We start from the raw sequence: 17896 nt of genomic DNA on the forward strand, positions 1-17896 counted from the left end.
CTCCTTTACGCTTCCAGCACCCAGGCGTCCTTGGTGCCGCCGCCCTGCGATGAATTCACCACTAGCGAGCCACGCTGCAGCGCCACGCGCGCCAGTCCGCCCGGCACGATCTTGACGTCCTTGCCTGCCAGCACGAAGGGGCGCAGGTCGATATGGCGCGGCGCAATGCCTTCCTCGACAAAGGTCGGGCAGGTCGATAGTGCCAGGGTGGGCTGGGCGATGTAATTGGCCGGATCGGCGATCAGTCGGGCACGGAAGTCGTCGATCTCGGCGCGGCTGGCCTTGGGGCCGATCAACATGCCGTAGCCGCCGGCGCCGTGGACTTCCTTCACCACCAGTTCATCCAGGTGCGCCAGCACGTGCGACAGCTCGCTCGGGTTGCGGCACTGCCAGGTGGGTACGTTGTTGAGCAGCGGTTCTTCGCTCAGATAAAAGCGCACCATGTCCGGTACATAGGGGTAAATGGATTTGTCGTCGGCCACGCCGGTACCGATTGCATTGGCCAGTACCACATTGCCGGCGCGATACGCCGCCAGCAGACCGGGCACCCCCAACATGGAATCGGGGCGGAAAGCCAGTGGGTCGAGGAACACGTCGTCGACGCGGCGGTAGATCACGTCCACCTGCTTGTGGCCGGCTGTGGTGCGCATGTAAACGCGTTCGTTGCGCACGAACAGGTCACGCCCCTCCACCAGCTCCACGCCCATTTGCTGTGCGAGGAAGGCATGCTCGAAATAGGCGCTGTTGAAATGCCCCGGTGTGAGCACCACCACGGTCGGGTTGTCGGCATGGGTGGCATGGCGCAAGGTATCCAGCAGCAAGCTGGGGTAGTGCTCGACAGGCGCGACGGCATGGCGGGCGAACAGCTCGGGGAACAGCCGCATCATCATCTTGCGGTTTTCCAGCATGTAGGACACGCCGGACGGCACGCGCAGATTGTCCTCCAGCACGTAATACTGGCCGTCGTTGTGGCGGATAACGTCCACGCCGCTGATGTGCGAGTAAATGCCGTGCGGCAGGTTCACGCCGCGCATCGCGGTCTGGTATTGCGCGTTGGCCAGTACCTGTTCGGCCGGGATCAGCCCGGCCTTGAGGATGTGGCCCTCGTGATAGATGTCGTGCAGGAAGGCATTGAGCGCGGTCACGCGCTGGCGCAGGCCGGCCTCCAGCGTGCGCCATTCACCAGCGGGCAGGATGCGCGGGATGGTATCGAACGGAATCAGCCGCTCGGCATCCGGGTTGTCGCCGTACACGGCAAAGGTGATGCCGACGCGGTGGAACAGCAGCTCGGCTTCCTGGCGGCGCTGCGCCAGCGTGTCGGCGCTTTGCTGGTTGAGCCAGCGCAGGAATTCATCGTAGTGGGGGCGCACGGAGAGATCGGCGCCGAGCATCTCGTCGTAAATACTGGCGGCAGGGGGTTCGATGCGGTGCATGGGGTCATCCTGGCGGTGCGAGATGCTGCTGTACTAGCAAGCTCCGCGCCAAGGCGCGTCATGCCCCGTATTTGCTGCATTGGCTGGCTGCAGGTGGCTAAATGCCCCTGCGGGCTTGCGCCAAAGCTGTGCATGCAGGCGTGCCGTCTGCAGTGCATTGCCCCGTTTTCAGGCGCCGCAAAGCAACAGACCGCCAATCGGCGGTCTGTGACAAAGCTGGCGTGCAATCAGTCGAACGGGATTTCGTGTTCGGCGGCAAAGGCCAGTGCCAGCCCGCCCGCGCCGATGTTCACGCCGGCAGTCACGCTCATTTCGCTCACCAGCACGTCAACGCCGTGTCGCGCGGCGCAGGCCACCAGATCGACATAGCCGGGTAGCTGCGCGACCTCGGCCGGATCGCCGCCAAAGCTCACGGTGACGATGCTGGACAGCAGGTGCTTGCCCTCGATCAGCTTGATGGCGAGGTTGAACAGCTTGTTCACGCCGGCTTCAAAGCCGCGTACCTTGGCCACCGGGTGCGTATCGCCCTGGAAACCACGGATTACCGGCTTGATGTCGAGTGCACTGCCTAGCAGGTAGCTGGCCAGCCCCACGCTCTTGTCGCCCTTGCGGCGCGCATTGTTGCGCAGCTGGCTGAGGTCGGACGGGATCAGGAAAGCCTGCGTGCAGTGGCTCAATTGCTCAATGCGCGCGATGATGGCCGAGGTGGTGGCGTCCTGCTCGGCCAGCCGGGCTGCTTCGGCCACGATCAAACCCTGGCCGACAAACAGGTTCTGGCTGTCGAACACGCGCAGGCTGAATGGACGGGTATGGCCGGCGGCCTCGCGGATGGGGCGGTAGTCGGTAAGGATGGCACGCGCCGCCTGCGTGGCATTGTCGAAAATCTTGCTGCGCGAGCTCATCACTGTCAGGCAGAACACATAGTCGAATTCGACCACTAGTCGTTCCAGAAAGCGCTGGCTGATGGCGTCGACGCTGAATGGTTCGGACAGGTATTCGGCATCGCCCAGACTCTTGTAGAACTGCTGGGTGGCCTTGGGGTCACGCTTGTCGATGAAGGTGGTCTCACCGCTGCGGATCGTGATCGGCAGGATTTCGATCTGGTGCCGGTCGAGGAAAGCACGCGGCAGATCGCAGCAGGAATCGGTGACGATGCCGATACGCATGGCAATACCTATGTAACAAAACGGTCGTGCATGATGTAAATGTGATATGCCGCTGTCAATCAGGCCAATACCAAAGCGACGGGTTTTAGCGACAGGCGGCGCAATGCAAAACGGGGGCTTGCGCCCCCGTTTCTTTGCCATGAATTGCGGCTTACTTGGCGGGTTCTGCTGCGGCCGGGCTGCTGGCCGCCCACGGCATCGGCACGTTCACGCCATTGAGCGTAAAGGCACCCTTGCTGAGGTCGGCGGTGGCCGCCAGCATGTCGCCTTCGACGCGGATCAGCTTTTGCTCGGCCAGGCGGTTGATCTGGCCCTCGACGAACTGGCCGGCGAGGTAATCGAGATCGGCCTGCGAGATGCCCGAATCCGGCCCGCCAAACATGCGCGTGGCCTGCCAGGCGATCACGGTTTCCACCACCTTGCGCGGCACCTTGAAGTCGGCCTTGGCGTTGAGCTTTTTCACCAGCTCGACCGGCTTGTCGATATCACCACGCTGGAAGCCCTTGAGGCCCACCGAACCGTTGAAGTGGATGTCGCCATCCGGCAGCTTCACTTCCAGCTTGTCGATGGCCAGTTGCGGATCGTGCTCAAGCAGCGGCATGCCTTCATCGTGCGCCAGCTTGGAGAGCTGATCGGCAAACTGGTCACGCTTGATCGGTTTCTTCTGCAGCGCGGTGAAGGCGTCGCCCAGCTTGGCCAGCGTCGGGCCGTGCAGGTGGCGGGCACTGGCTTGCAGCTCGGCCGGGCCATAGGGCTTGCCGTCCAGCACCAGCTTGGCCAGCTTGAATTCGGCTGTGCCGTCGATGAATTCGCCGTTCTCCACCAGCTTGCCGGTATAGCCGGCGTTTTCCAGACGCAGTTTGAGCGGCGTGCCTTCCTGCAGGTTCACGTCAAGGCTGTCGAAATGTGCCAGCGTCTGTCCCACCATCAGCCCGGTCTTGCCGCGCGTGTGATCGAGGGTAACTTGCAGGTTCTTGAAGTCGAACGTGCCCTTGCCCTTGGCTTCGCCGGACAGGCCGGGGGCATTCAGGTCGATCTTGACGCGATTGAAGTCGCCGCCGTAATCCACTGTGGTATCCAGCCCCAGCCACTTGGCCTTGACGCCGGAAATGGCTTCTTCGTAATCGAAACCCGGCACCTTGACCTTGATCACGCCGTCGTCATCAAAACCGATGCGGTTCTCGATGCTGATCGGTGTCTTGTCGCCAAAGAACTTGTCCAGCAGCTTCTTGGTGGCCGGTGCGAACTCGAAGTCGGTGGTCACCACCGCCTTGTACGGGTGCAGGTTGAAGTGGCTCAGCAGCGGCAGCGGGCCGTGCGTGATGTGCTGGGTGTAGGTGACTTCGAATTCCGGCAGCGGCTCGCCTTCCTTCTCCAGCGCAAAGCGGTACAGCTCGGGATTGACCTTGAGCGTGGTCTTTTCGGTCGAGCTGAACCAGCCGCGTTCGTACTGGCGGTTCTTCACGATGAAATAGGGCAGGCCGGTCAGCCATTCGTGCTGCTTTTGCAGCGTGGTTTCGGCGGCAGCGCCGGCAAACCAGGCACCACCAACATAGCTGGCGGCCAGCACGACGACGGCGGCTGCACCAGCGATCAGAACGTTACGTTTCACCCTGTGTAATCCCTTGCTTGGATGGGCCGGCTGCGGGCCGGCCCGGGCTGGATGCTGCGGTTAGATGCGGCGGGCCAGTTCCTCAGCCTTGCCAAGGTAGCCGGCCGGGGTCAGTTCTTTCAGGCGGGTCTTCTCGGCATCCGGAATCGCCAGCCCGTCGATGAACACGGCCAGTGTTTCACGCGTGATGCCGCGCTGGCCACGGGTCAGCTCTTTCAGCTGTTCGTACGGATTGGGCACGCCATAGCGGCGCATCACGGTCTGGATCGGCTCGGCCAGCACTTCCCAGTTATCGTTCAGGTCGTCCACCATGGCCTGGCGGTTCACTTCCAGCTTGTTCAGGCCCTTGAGCGCCGACACATAGCCCAGCAGTGCGTAACCGAGGCCCACGCCCATATTGCGCAGCACGGTCGAGTCGGTCAGGTCGCGCTGCCAGCGCGATACCGGCAGCTTCTGGCTCAGATGGGTCAGCAGCGCGTTGGCGAGGCCCAGATTGCCTTCCGAGTTTTCGAAGTCGATCGGGTTGACCTTGTGCGGCATGGTCGAGCTGCCGACTTCGTTCTTGTTGACCTTCTGCTTGAAGAAGCCCAGCGAGATGTAGCCCCAGATGTCGCGGTTGGTATCGATCAGGATGGTGTTGATGCGCGCGAACGTGTCGTACAGCTCGCTCATGTAATCATGCGGCTCGATCTGGATGGTGTATGGATTGAAACCGATGCCCAGACCTTCCACGAAGCGGCGGCAGAAGCCTTCCCAGTCGAATTCCGGGTAGGCCGACAGGTGGGCGTTGTAGTTGCCGACCGCACCGTTGATCTTGCCCAGCAGCTCGATGTTTTCCAGGCGTGCCAGCTGGCGCTCCAGACGATAGGCCACGTTGGCCATTTCTTTGCCCATGGTGGTCGGCGTGGCCGGCTGGCCGTGCGTGCGGCTCATCATCGGGGCGTCGGCCAGCGCGTGCGCCAGCTCCTTGAACTTGAGCACGATCTCGCGCAGCTTGCCCACCAGCACGCTGTCACGCGCGCCCTTGAGCATCAGCGCGTGGCTGAGGTTGTTGATGTCTTCCGACGTGCAGGCAAAGTGGATGAACTCGGACGCGGCGCTGACTTCGGCATTGCCCGACAGGCGCTCCTTCATCCAGTACTCGACCGCCTTGACGTCGTGATTGGTAGTGCGTTCGATGGTCTTCACTTCCAGCGCGTGCTCGGGCGAGAAGTCGGCGACGACGCGATCCAGCTCGGCAATGGTGGCGGCCGAGAAGGGCTTGATTTCCGCAATGGCGCTTTCCGCTGCCAGCGCCTTCAGCCACGCCACTTCAACGGTTACGCGGTTCTTTACCAGCGCATATTCCGAAAAATGAGGGCGCAGGTCGGCGAGTTGCTTTTCATAACGGCCGTCGAGCGGCGAGAGGGCGGTCAGTGCGGAGAGTTCCATGAGCGGTCTGCAGCGGATCGAAACAAAGGCGGAATTCTAGCACAGCCAGATCACGCGCCTGCCCCCGCCCGGCGGGCAATACTTGCCAAGGGGGCGCAGCAATGCTGCCATGCAATAGTGCAGGCGCATTACTGCCGGGTGTGGCGCGTTGCGCATATATTGCAATGCAACGTGGAAAGCGGATGACTTTGGCCCGCGGCTGGCTGACAATAGTCCTTACATAAAAAATGGACCGTATATACGAGTCCATCACGAGGATGGAGTAGATAAATGGACAAGATTGCCGAACTGTCTCCTGAATGGCAGAGCTGGCTGCAGGACAATCTGGCACGCGGCTGCACGCCGCAGTCGCTGGTTGAAGTCATGGTGTCGCATCAATTCGAACCGATGTTCGCCAATGCGATCGTTTTTCACTTCAGCGCCTTGCGCCAGGTGCCGGCGGCACAGGCCTCGGAGCCCTCTGCCGGCCAGCGCGCAGCGCAAACCGGTTATCAATACGAAGCCCCCAGGCTGGCGCCCGCCGGCAACACCATCCAGACGCATGATCTGACCGTGCGTGTGGTCACCCGCATCAACAAGCCCTATGTGGTGGTACTGGAAAACGTGCTGACCGCGGAAGAGTGCGACGAAATGATCCGGCTGTCGTCGGACAAGCTCAAGCGCTCGATGACGGTTGATCCCAAGACCGGTGGCGATGCGGTGATTGCCGACCGTACCAGCTATGGTGCGTTCTTCGCGATCAACGAAAATCCGCTGATTGCCAATATCGACCGCCGCCTGGCCGAGCTGATGAGCTGGCCGGTGGAAAACGGCGAGGGCATCCAGATCCTCAATTACAAGGTCGGTGGGGAATACAAGCCGCACTTTGATTACTTCCCGCCCAGCGACGAAGGCAGCAAGGTGCATCTTGGCCAGGGTGGCCAGCGGATTTCCACGCTGGTGATGTATCTGAACGACGTACCGGCCGGTGGCGAGACCATCTTCCCCGAGCTGGGCCTGGCCGTTGCGCCCAAGAAGGGCTCGGCGGTGTACTTCGAGTACTGCAACAGCCTCGATCAGGTTGACCCGCTCACCCTGCATGGCGGCAACCCGGTCATCGAAGGAGAGAAGTGGATCGCCACCAAGTGGCTGCGGCAGCATCGCTACGGCGGTTGATGCGCAGAAGGTGGTTTGCGTTCGCAAGGCGAGGCTGCGGCCTCGCCTTTTTCAGTTCTTGGCCGCGCGGCAGGAAATTATGGTGCAGTGCAATAAAAGGGCTATGCTGAAGCCTGTACCCGAATCCGCAGGGGAATGGCAGTGGCAGCAAGCATGATTGATCTCAACGCTGATCTTGGCGAAGGCGCCCCCAACGATGCCGCGCTGATGCCCTTGATCAACTCGGCCAATGTGGCCTGTGGTGGCCATGCCGGCGACGTCGACACCATGCGTGCGACCGTGTTGCTGGCGCGTGCGCATGGCGTGCGCATCGGCGCCCACCCCAGCTACCCCGACCGCGCCAACTTCGGCCGCCGCAGCATGCCGCTGGCGCCATCCCGGCTGGTGATCGACATCACCGCGCAGCTGTGGTCGCTCAAGGCGGTCTGTTTCGAGGCAGGCGTGTCTTTTTCCTACGTCAAGCCGCATGGCGCGCTCTACAACGATGCTGCACGTGACCCGGTGCTGGCCAAACTGATCGCCGATACCGTGCGCGAAATCGACCCCGGTCTTGCGCTGATGGGGTTGGCGGGGGGCGAATTGCTGGCTGCCGGCAGGCAGGCCGGGCTGGATGTGATCAGCGAGGCATTTGCCGATCGTGCCTACCGGTCCGATGGCACGCTGCAACCGCGTGACTTGCCCGGTGCGGTGCTGGATGAGGAAGCCGCGCTGGCGCAGGCGCTGAGCCTGGTGGAGCAAGGGGGCGTGACAGCCGTCGATGGCAGCTGGCTGCCGGTGCAGGCCGATACGCTGTGCGTACATGGCGACAATCCGCACGCCCTGGCGTTTGTGCGGGCGCTGCGCGGCAAGTTGATCGCAGCCTGAGCCGCTTCGCTTGCGGCGGGTGTGGCGGATGTAATTCCGTCACAAAAGCCGCTGTTTGTTTTTCCCCGCCTGTCCAGTGTTCGTTGGCGCGGCGTAGAATGCCGGTTTTGGAAGCTCCGGATCCTGTTGCATGGCTCAGTCGCTGCCCTCCCATCCCATTGGCGTATTCGATTCCGGCGTTGGCGGCCTGACCGTCGTACGCGCGCTGATGGACCGGCTGCCGTTTGAAAACATCGTCTACTTCGGCGATACCGCGCGCGTGCCTTATGGCGTGAAGTCGGTGTCGACCATCCAGCATTTCACCCAGCAGATTGCCGACTTCCTGCTGCAGCAAGACGTGAAACTGCTGATCATCGCCTGCAATACCATGGCCGCAGTGGCCGCCGACGTGGTGCGGGCCAAATCGCCGGTGCCGGTGCTCGACGTCATCGAGGCCGGGGCGAAGAATGCCATTGCCCGTACCCGCTCGGGCGGGATTGGCGTGATCGGTACGCCCACCACCATCAATTCCAATGCCTATGCGCGCGCCATCCACCAGCTCAGCCCGGACAAGCACGTGTATTCGCAAGCCTGTCCGTTGTTCGTGCCGCTGGTGGAGGAGGGGTGGCTGGATCATCCGGTCACGCGGCTGACCGCACAGGAATACCTCAAGCCGGTATTTGTCGAGCAGATCGACACCCTGGTGCTGGGCTGCACCCACTATCCGCTGCTCAAGCCACTGCTGCTGGATGTGACCGGTGACCGCATGCAGCTGGTTGATTCGGCATTGTCGATTGCCGACCAGACCGCCGAGCTGTTGCAGGCGCAGGGCCTGGCCAACACCAGCCGTGCCATGCCGGACTATCGGTATGTGGTGACCGATGTGCCGGTCAAGTTCCAGACCATCGGCGAGCGCTTTCTCGGTCGCAGCCTCAACCGGATAGACCGCGTGGAGTTGTGAGATGCTCTATGGCATCACGCTGCTGATCGTGTTCCAGCTGCTGGGCGAATTGCTCAGCCAGCTCTTGCATCTGCCCTTGCCGGGGCCGGTGCTGGGCATGTTGCTGCTGGCGGCATGGTGCATGCTGCGGCGGGGCGTCGATGAACGTGTCGCCAAGGTGGCGCAGGCTTTGCTCGGCTATCTGGGCTTGCTGTTTGTGCCGGCCGGCGTCGGCATCATCGCGCTGGACCCGCAGGTGCGCGCGCAGGGCTGGCCCATGCTGGCGGTGCTGGTGCTCTCTACGTTGATCACGCTGGCGGTGACGGCGCTGTTGCTCAAATGGCTGTTGAGGCACCGCCCATGAATGCCGCAGCCTGGTTGGCCCCGCTCAAGGCGGCGCCGCTGTTGTGGCTGGCGGTGACGGCGTTTGCCTATCTGCTGGCTGAAAAGCTTTATCGGCATACCCGCCATTTTCCACTGCTGCATCCGGTGCTGGTGGCCATCGTGCTGGTGGCTGGTTTGCTGCTGGTACTGGGCGTGCCTTATCCCGATTACTTTGCCGGCGCCCGCCCGCTTCACTGGTTGCTGGGGCCGGCTACCGTGGCGCTGGCCGTGCCGCTGTTCGACAACCTGCAGCGCGTGCGCAGCCTGCTTGCACCGCTGATGATTGCACTGCTGGTGGGGGGCGTGGTCGGCATCGTATCGGCGCTGGGGCTGGCGCATCTGTTCGGTTTGAGCTGGCCGGTGCAGCTGTCGTTTGCGCCCAAGTCGGTCACCACGCCGATCGCCATGGCGCTGGCCGAGCATCTGGGCGGCCTGCCAGCGCTGACCGCCAACGTGGTGATCATCACCGGCGTGGTCGGTGCGGTGGCCGTGGTGCCGCTGTTGCGCCTGCTCAGGGTTGACGGGGACGTGGAGCGTGGTTTTGCGCTGGGTGTGGCTGCACACGGCGTAGGCACGGCGCGGGCGTTCCAGCTGTCGCCCACGGCCGGGGCATTTGCCGGGCTGGCCATGGGGCTGAACGGCGTGTGGACCTCAGTGGTGCTGCCGCTGGTGCTGGCCTTCTGGCCACACTAGATCGCCAGGATTATTCCACTTCGATGCGGTTGAGCTGCCACGCACAGCGCCGGTAATACTCGGCCTGGCGCAGCTCCGGGTTGCTGTCGAACGGGTACATCACGAACAGTGGCCCCTTCTCGCGCACCGACATCGGTTTGCCGTTGAGGCGGCGCGCCACGATCACGTCGTAGCGGGTGGCATCATCGCTGGGGATGGCGACCACGTAGTCATTCAGAGCGGTCAGGTTCAGCGCCTTGCCGCTGGCGCCGGCAGCGTCGAGCACATCGCGCAGCAGCGGGCCTTCAAAGGTTTGCGGGGTCGGGTACCACGGTGCATGCACGTGCAGCGTTTTCTGCGGCAGTCTGGCCAGCATGGCGTCGTCAAAAACGGCGCTCTTGCCCTGGTTGGTGTGGCTGATCTGCCCGGTCAGTGTCAGCACCGGCACGCCCTTGGGCGGCTCCAGCGCAGCGGCGTGACCTGCCACGCTCAGGAGGGCGGCGGCAAGCAGCGCACGCCAGGTCGAGGGGATCATGCGTTCTCCTTGCGGGTTTCGGTGGTCAGCGTTGCCAGCGCCTGTCTTGTGTGCGCCAGCAGCTGGTCCATATTGTCCAGCCTGGCCGCATCTTTTGCTGCTGCAGGTGCAAACTCCAGATCACCGCAGGCTGCGGCCAGGCTCATGGCGCCGATCTGCAGGGCAACACCGCGTGCGCTGTGCGCCAGCCGGCTGCGGTTGCCTGCCTCGTCTGCGGCATAGTCGCGCAGCAGTTCTTCAATGCGATTCAGTCCGCGCGTTGCAATAGCCAGATACCGGCTGGCATTGCAGCCCAGCCTGAGCATGGCGGCGTCCATATCGAGCAGATCGCTCGGCGAGATGGGGGCGGGCATATTGTTGCGGGCGGCGCGGCCGGCCAGCGCGGCGATCAGTTCCGCGCTATCGAATGGCTTGGCCAGCCAGCGGTCCACCCCGGCGGCGTCCAGGGCGTCGGTGCCGGGGTGCAGCGCTGCGCTCAGCATCAGCAAGCGGCCACGCCATTGCTGCGCGCGCAGGTAGCGTGCGAACTCCAGCCCGTTGCCGTCGGGCAGATTGTAATCGAGCACTACGGCATCAAAGGCCTTGTGCGTGAGCAATTGGCGCGCATCGTGCAGGGTGGCCACCGTGGTCACCACCGCATGTGCGCCGCGCAGGATTTCGGCCAGCAATTCCCGGTTGATGGCCTGGTCCTCCAGCACCAGCACGGCCAGCCCGTGCAACTGTGGCGCCGCCAGTATCGGGGTAGTGACCGGGCCTGCGTCCGGCGCGGCATCTGCCAGCACGGTGGCGTCGAATACGCTGCCGGCCGAGCTGCTGGCACTGCAGACCACGTCGCCGCCCATCAGGCGGGCAAACTCGCGGCTGATGGCCAGCCCCAGCCCGCTGCCACCCGCAGCGCGGCCGCTGGCTGTTTGCTCGAAGGGCGAGAACAGCTGTGTCAGTTCGCCGGCGGCAATGCCGGGGCCGGTGTCGCTGACGCGGGTTTGCAGCTGCAAACGCCCCTGTGGGGCATCGCGCAGGCTGAAGGCCACGTGCACATGGCCCTGCAGGGTGAACTTGACCGCATTGCCGATCAGGTTGATGAGGATCTGCCGCAGCTTGCCACCATCGATCTGCAGCTGCGGGGCGTTTTCCGGGGGGGGCGCAATAGTCAGCAGAATGCCTTTCTCGCTGGCCTGCAAGGCAAACAGGCCATACAGATCGTCGGCCAGGCTGGAGAGCGACAGTCGCTCGCTGTTCAGTTGCACCCGGTTGGCCTCGATACGCGATACATCGAGCACATTGCCCAGCAAGCTGGCCAGATATTCGGCGCTGCGGCGGATCAGCCCCAACTGGTGGCGCGAGGTCGCGCTCAGCGACGGGTCTTTCAGCGTTTGCCCGGCGTAACCCAGCACCGAGGTCAGCGGCGTGCGCATCTCGTGGCTGACATTGGCCAGGAAGCGGCTCTTGGCCTCGTTGGCTGCCTGCGCGGCACTGCGGGCCTCGCCCAGCAGGTGTTCACGCTGCAGGCTGCGCCGCAGCTCGAACAGCGCCATGCCGGCAAAGCCCAGCAGCAGCAACGACTGGAACACGGCCAGCGCAATGCGGGTGCGGCCCAGTCGCGTCACCAGTTTTTCATTTTCGTCCAGCTGGTCGGCAAAGCCGTGCTGGATCAGGTCATGGATGGTTTGCAGATTGCCCTGGATGTGGTCGAGCGAGCCGATGAGGTGGTCAACCTCTTCCGGCGTCATCGGGTAACGCGCCCAGCGTGCATCGGTATCGGTGATCATGCGGTTGATCACCCCCATGTGCTCGCCATAGGCACGCTGGTCGATCAACTGGTGCATGAAGGCACCGTTCTGCATCGCTGCCACGCGGCCGGCAAAAATGTCGTAGCGGGTGCGCAGCTGCAGGTAGTAAGCGGCATTGAAGCGCGACAATGCCGCTATCTCGCGCAGCTTGAGGTATTCGCGGCTCAGCGCAACCGAATGCCACAGCTCGTCCTGGTTGGAAAACGCGGTAACCCGGGCCAGTTCTTCACGCTGTTGCTGCTCGAAACGCACGGTCAGTCCCAGCGAAACCAGCAGCAAGATCGAGGCGAGCAATAGTGCGCGCAGGAAGCGCGGATTCATGAGCGGCGGGGACGCGGTCATGCCAATGGGAAGCTTGTAAGCATTGCGCGAGTGTAGTGGGGTTTATGCCCCGGCGACAATGCGGATTGTCAGCAGACAGCCGGCGCTTGCAGGCGCTTTCATGCTGCGGCAGCAAAGCTGGAGCGTGGCAGGTCGCTATTGCCGTAAGTACGCGCCAGCTGGTTTTGCCCCTTGCTGCGCTGGGACAGCTCCACGCTAGCCTGCGCTTCCATGGCCGCCGCCTGTGCGGCGACGGCGCGATCCTGCCCGGATGGATCGGCCGGAGCCAGCGCTGCGGCCTGCACGATGCGCGCCTTGCGTATTGTTTCTTCCGGCGTGTTGCCGGGTGAGACGTCGATATGCACCTCGCCGGCCACCGCATAGCGCTTGCCGTCCGGCCCGGTCTTGAACGAATAGGAAGCCCCGCTGGTGGCCAGCCCGCCCGATGCGGCCAGGTGGGCCAGTTCGTGCTGGTGCACCTTGCGGTCGGTGGATTGCAGCTGTTCGACGGCGCTTTGGGTCTTGGCATCCTGACTGAGGCCGCTGGCTTTGCCGGTGTCGGAGCCCTTGCCCGTTCCGTTGCTGCCCTGCTGACCGGTCGTGCCCGCATTTTGGCCAGCCGGTAGCGCGCTTGCCTGGCTGGCAGGCAAAAGAGACGCGATGTTGGCGCTGGTGGCGGTAGCACTGAGCATGGCTGGGCGCTTGCGGGCGATACGGGGGCAAGTGATTGATCAACAGCATGATTTTAGCCCCGGCAAGGCGCGGCATCGCCGCTGTGGCGACAGGCGGATGTGTGGCGGATCTCTGCGTGGAGACACAAAGGCCGTGCTTACACCCGCAGCAGCGCCTCGCGCCCCGGCAGCCAGCGCTGCAGGTGGACTTCGGCTGCCGCCGCGCCGCCGGTCAGCATCTGTTCGGCCGCTTCGCGCGCGGCATCCAGCAGGTCGGCATCGTTTTCCAGGTCGGCAAAGCGCAGCAGCGGCACGCCGGACTGGCGCACGCCTGCCAGCTCGCCCGGCCCGCGTATGCGCAGGTCTTCCTTGGCGATCACGAAGCCGTCGGTATTCTCGTAAATGACTTTGAGCCGTTCCTTGGCGGTTTCGCCTAGTGGCCCGCTGTAGAGCAGGATGCATAGCGAGGCATGTGCGCCCCGGCCCACGCGGCCGCGCAGCTGGTGCAGTTGCGACAGCCCCATGCGCTCGGCGTGCTCGATCACCATCAGGCTGGCATTGGGCACGTCCACGCCGACTTCGATCACCGTGGTGGCCACCAGCACCTGCAGCTTGTTGGCGAGGAAGTCAGCCATGATGGCGGCCTTGTCGGCCGGCTTCATCTTGCCGTGCAGCAAACCGACGGCAATGCCTTCCAGTTCTTCGGTCAGCTGGGCATGGGTATCGACCGCGGTCTGCAACTGTAGCGCTTCCGATTCTTCGATCAGCGGGCACACCCAATACACCTGCCGGCCCTCGCGCACTTTGCTGGCAATGCGCTCGATGATTTCGTCGCGGCGAGCATCCGATACCAGCTTGGTGACGATGGGGGTGCGGCCCGGCGGCAGTTCGTCGATGACGCTCACGTCGAGATCAGCATAAAAACTCATTGCCAAGGTGCGCGGAATCGGCGTGGCCGACATCATCAGCTGGTGCGGGCTGCCGCCTTTCTCGCGCAGCGCCAGCCGCTGCGCCACGCCAAAGCGGTGCTGTTCGTCGACGATGGACAGGCCCAGGTTCTTGAACTCCACCGTCTGCTGGAAAATGGCATGCGTGCCGCATACGATCTGTGCCGTGCCGTCGGCGGCTGTCGCCAGCGCCTCGCGCTTTTCCCTGGCCTTGAGCGAGCCGGTCAGCCAGCGTACCTGGATGCCCAGCGGTTCCAGCCATTGCAGGAACTTGCGGTAGTGCTGCTCGGCCAGGATTTCGGTCGGTGCCAGCATGGCCACCTGATAGCCTGCCTCGATGGCATGGCAGGCGGCGATGGCGGAAACAATGGTCTTGCCCGAGCCGACATCGCCCTGCAGCAGGCGCTGCATCGGGTGGCGCTGCGCCAGATCCTTGCTGATGTCCAGCAAGACGCGGTTCTGCGCCTTGGTGAGGCCAAAGGGGAGGCAGGCCACCAGCTGTGCCGCCAGCCGGCCCGGTGGGGCGATGCGGGGAGCATTGCGCTCACGCCGCACCGCACGTGCCATGCGCAGGCTGAGCTGCTGGGCCAGCAGTTCGTCGAACTTCACCCGTCGCCACGCCGGGTGCAGCCGCTCGGTGAGCTGGATGCGTGCCACGTCGGGTGTCGGGTTGTGCAGAAAGCGCACGCTGTCGGCAAAGGCGGGCAGACCCAGATCGTTGAGCATGGCGGCAGGCAGGGTATCGTCCAGCTGGCACTGGTTGAGCGCGCGCGCGATCAGCTTGGTCAGCGGTGCCTGTGCCAGCCCGGCCACGGTGGAGTACACCGGTGTCAGCGCCTCGTTCAGGCTGCTTTCCTCACCCACATTCTTGACCTTGGGGTGCACCATTTCGTCACCCCAGTAGCCATGGCGGATTTCGCCATACAGTCGCACCCGCTTGCCCACCGCCAGCTGCTTGACCTGATTGGGGTAGAAATTGATCAGCCGCACCACCAGCGTGCTGTTGCCATCGCCCACGCGGGCGACGAACTGCTTCTTGGGGCGAAAGGTGGTCTCGGCGCTCAGCACCTCGGCCTCGACCAGCACCGGCGTGCCGATGGGCGCGTCGGCCAGCGGATAGAGCTGGGTTTCATCCTCGTAGCGCAGCGGCAGGTGCAGCACCAGATCAAACGGCCGGCTGATGCCGAGTTTGAGCAAACGGGTCTGTATGCCAGGGGGAAGCTGCGTCAGGTCCATGCGTGTGATTTGTTGAACGAATGTTCTGTGTACGCAGATTAGCGGTTTTGGCGCCGCTGGGGAAGCCGCCGGGCGGCTGCCTGGCCGGCAAAATGCCGCAGCACGGTGCTGCGGCGCTATACCTGTGGTCTGTATTGTTGCCCCGCATGGAGGTGGCACCATGATGATCGCACGCTGGAGTATCGATGCACGATTCGGCTACAAGCAGGTCGTGGTCGAGTTGATGATGCGCTGGATGCAGGAGGTCGGCAGCCAGATCGGCTGGGGCGGCGACAAGGTGCGCCTGCTCACCGGCTCGATCGGTGCGCATGAGTCAACGGTGCAGTCCGAGGTCTTGATTGCCGACCTGGCTGAGCTGAACGAAGCGTGGGTGAAGCTGGCGACGATTCCCGCCCACCAGAACTGGGGCAAGGAGCTGGAGCCCTATATCGTGTCGGGAACGCCGCGCTGGGAGATTTTCCGCGTGCTGGCCTGAGGTCAGGCTGTTGGTGGCGCAGCCTGTGTGGCAATGGCAATCGGCCCGCTCAGTATCTTGTGGATGGGGCAGGCATCGGCAATCTGCATCAGCCGTGCGCGCTGGGCATCGTCCAGCGTGCCGATCAGTTCTATGGTGCGCTCGATCTTGCTGTCGCCATCGCGGTGGTCGGCGGCATAGCGCATGCTGATGCGCACGTCCTCTACCGGCCAGCCTTTGCGGTAGGCATACATCTTGATGGTCATGGCGGTACAGGCGCCCAGCGAGGCCAGCAGGTGCTCGTGCGGGCCGGGGGCGGCATTGCCGCCGCCCTGGGCGACCGAGACATCCTGCAGCCATTCGTGCGGGCCGCTGTTCAGTATGGCTTGATAAGGGGCCGCGCCAAGGCGGACGTCTACGGCTTCCAGGCTCATTGTCATTCTCCCTTGAGTTTCGGTACTTCCGGCGCGTGCAGGCGTGCGCCGTCATAGCCATGCACCTCGCCAAAGCGCGCATCGCCGGCATTCCATTCTGCGGTGGCGGTACGGATGTCATCGCCATTGCGGCCGACGAAGTTCCAGAACAGCAGCCGGGGCGACGGGAAGGGCTCGCCGCCGATCAGCAGCACGCGGGCTGCGGCATCGCTGCTCAGCTGCAGTTCGGTCTGGCCGGGGGCGAAATAAAGCAGCTCGCCCACCGCTAGCGCTTCGCCATTACAGGTCGCGCTGCCTTCCAGCGCAATCAGGCCGTATTCAAAATCGGCACGCAGCGGCAGGGTGGTTGCGGCCGCCGCATTGCTGGTCAGGTCCAGCCCGACCAGCGGGGTGTGGATTTCTGCCGGGGCGGTTTCTCCGCCGAATTCGCCGGCCAGCACCGTGATGGTGAAGCCGCCGGCCAGCAGCAAGGGCAGGTCGGGGTAGTGGGCAAAGGCCGGTGCACGGTCGTATTGTTCGTCGGGCAGGGCGATCCACAGTTGCGCACCATGCATGCGCGGGCCGTGGCCGGCGGGGGATTCCTCGCTGTGCGAGATGCCGTGCCCGGCGGTCATCAGGTTGACCTGGCCGGCGCGGATCAGCTGTTCGTAGCCCAGGCTGTCGCGGTGCAGGATTTCGCCCTCGATCAACCAGCTGAAGGTTTGCAGGCCGATGTGCGGGTGCGGGCCGACCCGCATGCCGGCACCATCACCCACCTCGACCGGGCCGAAGTGATCAAGAAAGCACCAGGCGCCGATCATGCGGCGCTCGCGGTTGGGCAGCGCACGGCGGATCAGCATGCCCTCACCCAGCACGGTGTTGTGTGCATTGAGTCGTTGCGGTGGCGTTTGCATGGAGTCTCCCTTGGGGGCCGGCACCGCCAGCCCCTCTATTCAAGCGCAAGGCGTCAGAAACGGCCTTGCTGATAGTCAATAAACGCCTGCTGTACTTCTTCCTGCGTATTCATCACGAACGGGCCGTAACGCGCCACCGGTTCGCGCAGCGGCTTGCCGGCCACCACGATGAAGCGTGCTTCCGCCGCAAGTGCGGCCACGGCGAGTGCTCCGCCCTGGGTCAGCGCTGCCAGTTCGCCCCGGTGCACGGTGCGCTCCTGCGGCCCGTCAACGATGTTCAGATCATGCTGGAACACATAGACGAAGGCATGGTGCTCGGCCGGTAAATCCAGCGTCAGCACGCCGCCTGCGGGCAGGGTCACATCGTAATACACCGGCTCGGTGGCCACGCCGTTGATCGGGCCGCTGGCGCCGTTGAATTCGCCGGCGATCACCTTCACGCTGCCGCCGTTGTCGAGTGCCACCACCGGCATCTGCTCGGCGGCGTATTCCTGGTAGCGCGGCGCGGTCATCTTGTCGCGCGCAGGCAGGTTCACCCACAGCTGGAAGCCCCACATCAGGCCGTTTTCCTGTTGCGGCATTTCACTGTGGATGATGCCACGCCCGGCGGTCATCCATTGCACGCTGCCCGGCCCCATGTCGCCCTTGTTGCCCAGATGGTCGCCATGCTGCATGTGGCCGGCCAGCATGTATGTGACGGTCTCGAAGCCGCGATGCGGGTGTTCCGGGAAGCCGGCGATGTAATCGTCCGGGTCGTCCGAGCGGAATTCATCCAGCATCAGGAAGGGATCGAGCATGGGCAGATCCTGCGTGCCGATCACACGGTTGAGCTTGACGCCGGCGCCGTCGGACGCGGCCATGCCGCGTACCACGCGGGCGATGCGGCGCAGGTTGTTGTTGGCGCTGGTCATGCTGTAATCCTCCAGTGATTGATCGTGTAATCACTATGCATGTTGCAACGATGAAATGAAATCCTGCA

Annotated in this window: 17 protein-coding genes; 6 read left to right on the plus strand and 11 right to left on the minus strand. The window is 63.7% G+C overall.

Features of this window, described 5'->3' with window-relative positions:
- Positions 1–5 precede the first annotated feature (5 nt).
- The 4 genes from B9A19_RS00310 to purB form a co-directional block, all read right to left on the minus strand.
- Positions 6–1433, minus strand: coding sequence for a circularly permuted type 2 ATP-grasp protein (locus B9A19_RS00310; protein WP_084088548.1), 1428 nt, complete (start codon positions 1431–1433; stop codon positions 6–8).
- Positions 1434–1660: 227 nt separating this feature from the next.
- Positions 1661–2599 (minus strand): DegV family protein, encoded by a 939-nt coding sequence (locus B9A19_RS00315; protein WP_084088549.1) that lies wholly within the window; start codon positions 2597–2599, stop codon positions 1661–1663.
- 151 nt (positions 2600–2750) lie between these two features.
- Positions 2751–4211: a YdgA family protein gene (locus B9A19_RS00320; protein ID WP_084088550.1), complete on the minus strand. Its 1461-nt coding sequence runs from the start codon at positions 4209–4211 to the stop codon at positions 2751–2753.
- Between the two features lie 60 nt (positions 4212–4271).
- Positions 4272–5642 carry an adenylosuccinate lyase gene (gene purB, locus B9A19_RS00325; RefSeq protein WP_084088551.1) on the minus strand — a complete coding sequence of 457 codons (1371 nt, stop codon included), beginning with the start codon at positions 5640–5642 and terminating at the stop codon, positions 4272–4274.
- A gap of 270 nt (positions 5643–5912) precedes the next feature.
- On the opposite strand from purB, the gene B9A19_RS00330 reads away from it, so the two are divergent.
- The 5 genes from B9A19_RS00330 (at position 5913) to B9A19_RS00350 (ending at position 9657) form a co-directional block, all read left to right on the plus strand.
- Positions 5913–6797 (plus strand): 2OG-Fe(II) oxygenase, encoded by an 885-nt coding sequence (locus tag B9A19_RS00330; RefSeq protein ID WP_084088552.1) that lies wholly within the window; start codon positions 5913–5915, stop codon positions 6795–6797.
- Between the two features lie 153 nt (positions 6798–6950).
- The gene (pxpA, locus tag B9A19_RS00335; protein WP_176216715.1) at positions 6951–7661 is read left to right on the plus strand and encodes a 5-oxoprolinase subunit PxpA; all 711 of its coding nucleotides are present in this window, start codon (positions 6951–6953) and stop codon (positions 7659–7661) included.
- Between the two features lie 130 nt (positions 7662–7791).
- Positions 7792–8601, plus strand: a complete 810-nt coding sequence (murI, locus tag B9A19_RS00340) for a glutamate racemase (RefSeq protein ID WP_084088554.1) — start codon at positions 7792–7794, stop codon at positions 8599–8601.
- Between the two features lies 1 nt (position 8602).
- Positions 8603–8944: a CidA/LrgA family protein gene (locus B9A19_RS00345; protein WP_084088555.1), complete on the plus strand. Its 342-nt coding sequence runs from the start codon at positions 8603–8605 to the stop codon at positions 8942–8944.
- Positions 8941–9657: an LrgB family protein gene (locus tag B9A19_RS00350; RefSeq protein WP_084088556.1), complete on the plus strand. Its 717-nt coding sequence runs from the start codon at positions 8941–8943 to the stop codon at positions 9655–9657. Before B9A19_RS00345 ends, B9A19_RS00350 begins: the two co-directional genes overlap by 4 nt.
- Before the next feature lie 10 nt (positions 9658–9667).
- On the opposite strand, the gene B9A19_RS00355 is transcribed toward B9A19_RS00350, so the two are convergent.
- The 4 genes from B9A19_RS00355 to recG all read right to left on the minus strand — a co-directional run bounded on the left by B9A19_RS00355 (position 9668) and on the right by recG (position 15136).
- Complete coding sequence (locus B9A19_RS00355; protein WP_084088557.1) at positions 9668–10171, minus strand: putative pterin-binding protein; 504 nt, start codon at positions 10169–10171, stop codon at positions 9668–9670.
- Positions 10168–12303, minus strand: a complete 2136-nt coding sequence (locus B9A19_RS00360; RefSeq protein ID WP_084088558.1) for an ATP-binding protein — start codon at positions 12301–12303, stop codon at positions 10168–10170. Before B9A19_RS00360 ends, B9A19_RS00355 begins: the two co-directional genes overlap by 4 nt.
- A 98-nt stretch (positions 12304–12401) precedes the next feature.
- Positions 12402–12974, minus strand: a complete 573-nt coding sequence (locus tag B9A19_RS00365; RefSeq protein ID WP_084088559.1) for a putative metalloprotease CJM1_0395 family protein — start codon at positions 12972–12974, stop codon at positions 12402–12404.
- A gap of 137 nt (positions 12975–13111) precedes the next feature.
- Positions 13112–15136 carry an ATP-dependent DNA helicase RecG gene (gene recG / locus B9A19_RS00370; RefSeq protein WP_084088560.1) on the minus strand — a complete coding sequence of 675 codons (2025 nt, stop codon included), beginning with the start codon at positions 15134–15136 and terminating at the stop codon, positions 13112–13114.
- Positions 15137–15296: 160 nt separating this feature from the next.
- Between recG and B9A19_RS00375 the strand changes: the two genes are divergently transcribed.
- Positions 15297–15611 carry a hypothetical protein gene (locus B9A19_RS00375; RefSeq protein ID WP_084088561.1) on the plus strand — a complete coding sequence of 105 codons (315 nt, stop codon included), beginning with the start codon at positions 15297–15299 and terminating at the stop codon, positions 15609–15611.
- Between the two features lie 2 nt (positions 15612–15613).
- Here B9A19_RS00375 and B9A19_RS00380 read toward each other — a convergent pair whose 3' ends face one another.
- The 3 genes from B9A19_RS00380 to B9A19_RS00390 are packed head-to-tail and all read right to left on the minus strand — an operon-like array spanning position 15614 to position 17828.
- Complete coding sequence (locus B9A19_RS00380) at positions 15614–16024, minus strand: OsmC family protein (protein WP_084088562.1); 411 nt, start codon at positions 16022–16024, stop codon at positions 15614–15616.
- A gap of 2 nt (positions 16025–16026) precedes the next feature.
- Positions 16027–16917: a pirin family protein gene (locus tag B9A19_RS00385; RefSeq protein WP_084088563.1), complete on the minus strand. Its 891-nt coding sequence runs from the start codon at positions 16915–16917 to the stop codon at positions 16027–16029.
- A 53-nt stretch (positions 16918–16970) separates the two neighbouring features.
- Positions 16971–17828: a pirin family protein gene (locus tag B9A19_RS00390; RefSeq protein WP_084088564.1), complete on the minus strand. Its 858-nt coding sequence runs from the start codon at positions 17826–17828 to the stop codon at positions 16971–16973.
- Between the last annotated feature and the right edge of the window lie 68 nt (positions 17829–17896).

It is taken from the genome of Andreprevotia lacus DSM 23236, assembly GCF_900176275.1.
GTDB lineage: Bacteria > Pseudomonadota > Gammaproteobacteria > Burkholderiales > Chitinibacteraceae > Andreprevotia > Andreprevotia lacus.

Coding starts and splice junctions, on each gene's coding strand:
- B9A19_RS00375 (WP_084088561.1), top strand. CDS start 15,297: ATGATGATCGCACGCTGGAGTATCGATGCACGATTCGGCTACAAGCAG.
- murI (WP_084088554.1), top strand. CDS start 7,792: ATGGCTCAGTCGCTGCCCTCCCATCCCATTGGCGTATTCGATTCCGGC.
- recG (WP_084088560.1), bottom strand. CDS start 15,136: ATGGACCTGACGCAGCTTCCCCCTGGCATACAGACCCGTTTGCTCAAA.
- B9A19_RS00310 (WP_084088548.1), bottom strand. CDS start 1,433: ATGCACCGCATCGAACCCCCTGCCGCCAGTATTTACGACGAGATGCTC.
- B9A19_RS00360 (WP_084088558.1), bottom strand. CDS start 12,303: ATGACCGCGTCCCCGCCGCTCATGAATCCGCGCTTCCTGCGCGCACTA.
- B9A19_RS00315 (WP_084088549.1), bottom strand. CDS start 2,599: ATGCGTATCGGCATCGTCACCGATTCCTGCTGCGATCTGCCGCGTGCT.
- B9A19_RS00345 (WP_084088555.1), top strand. CDS start 8,603: ATGCTCTATGGCATCACGCTGCTGATCGTGTTCCAGCTGCTGGGCGAA.
- B9A19_RS00385 (WP_084088563.1), bottom strand. CDS start 16,917: ATGCAAACGCCACCGCAACGACTCAATGCACACAACACCGTGCTGGGT.
- pxpA (WP_176216715.1), top strand. CDS start 6,951: ATGATTGATCTCAACGCTGATCTTGGCGAAGGCGCCCCCAACGATGCC.
- B9A19_RS00330 (WP_084088552.1), top strand. CDS start 5,913: ATGGACAAGATTGCCGAACTGTCTCCTGAATGGCAGAGCTGGCTGCAG.
- purB (WP_084088551.1), bottom strand. CDS start 5,642: ATGGAACTCTCCGCACTGACCGCCCTCTCGCCGCTCGACGGCCGTTAT.
- B9A19_RS00365 (WP_084088559.1), bottom strand. CDS start 12,974: ATGCTCAGTGCTACCGCCACCAGCGCCAACATCGCGTCTCTTTTGCCT.
- B9A19_RS00350 (WP_084088556.1), top strand. CDS start 8,941: ATGAATGCCGCAGCCTGGTTGGCCCCGCTCAAGGCGGCGCCGCTGTTG.
- B9A19_RS00390 (WP_084088564.1), bottom strand. CDS start 17,828: ATGACCAGCGCCAACAACAACCTGCGCCGCATCGCCCGCGTGGTACGC.
- B9A19_RS00355 (WP_084088557.1), bottom strand. CDS start 10,171: ATGATCCCCTCGACCTGGCGTGCGCTGCTTGCCGCCGCCCTCCTGAGC.
- B9A19_RS00380 (WP_084088562.1), bottom strand. CDS start 16,024: ATGAGCCTGGAAGCCGTAGACGTCCGCCTTGGCGCGGCCCCTTATCAA.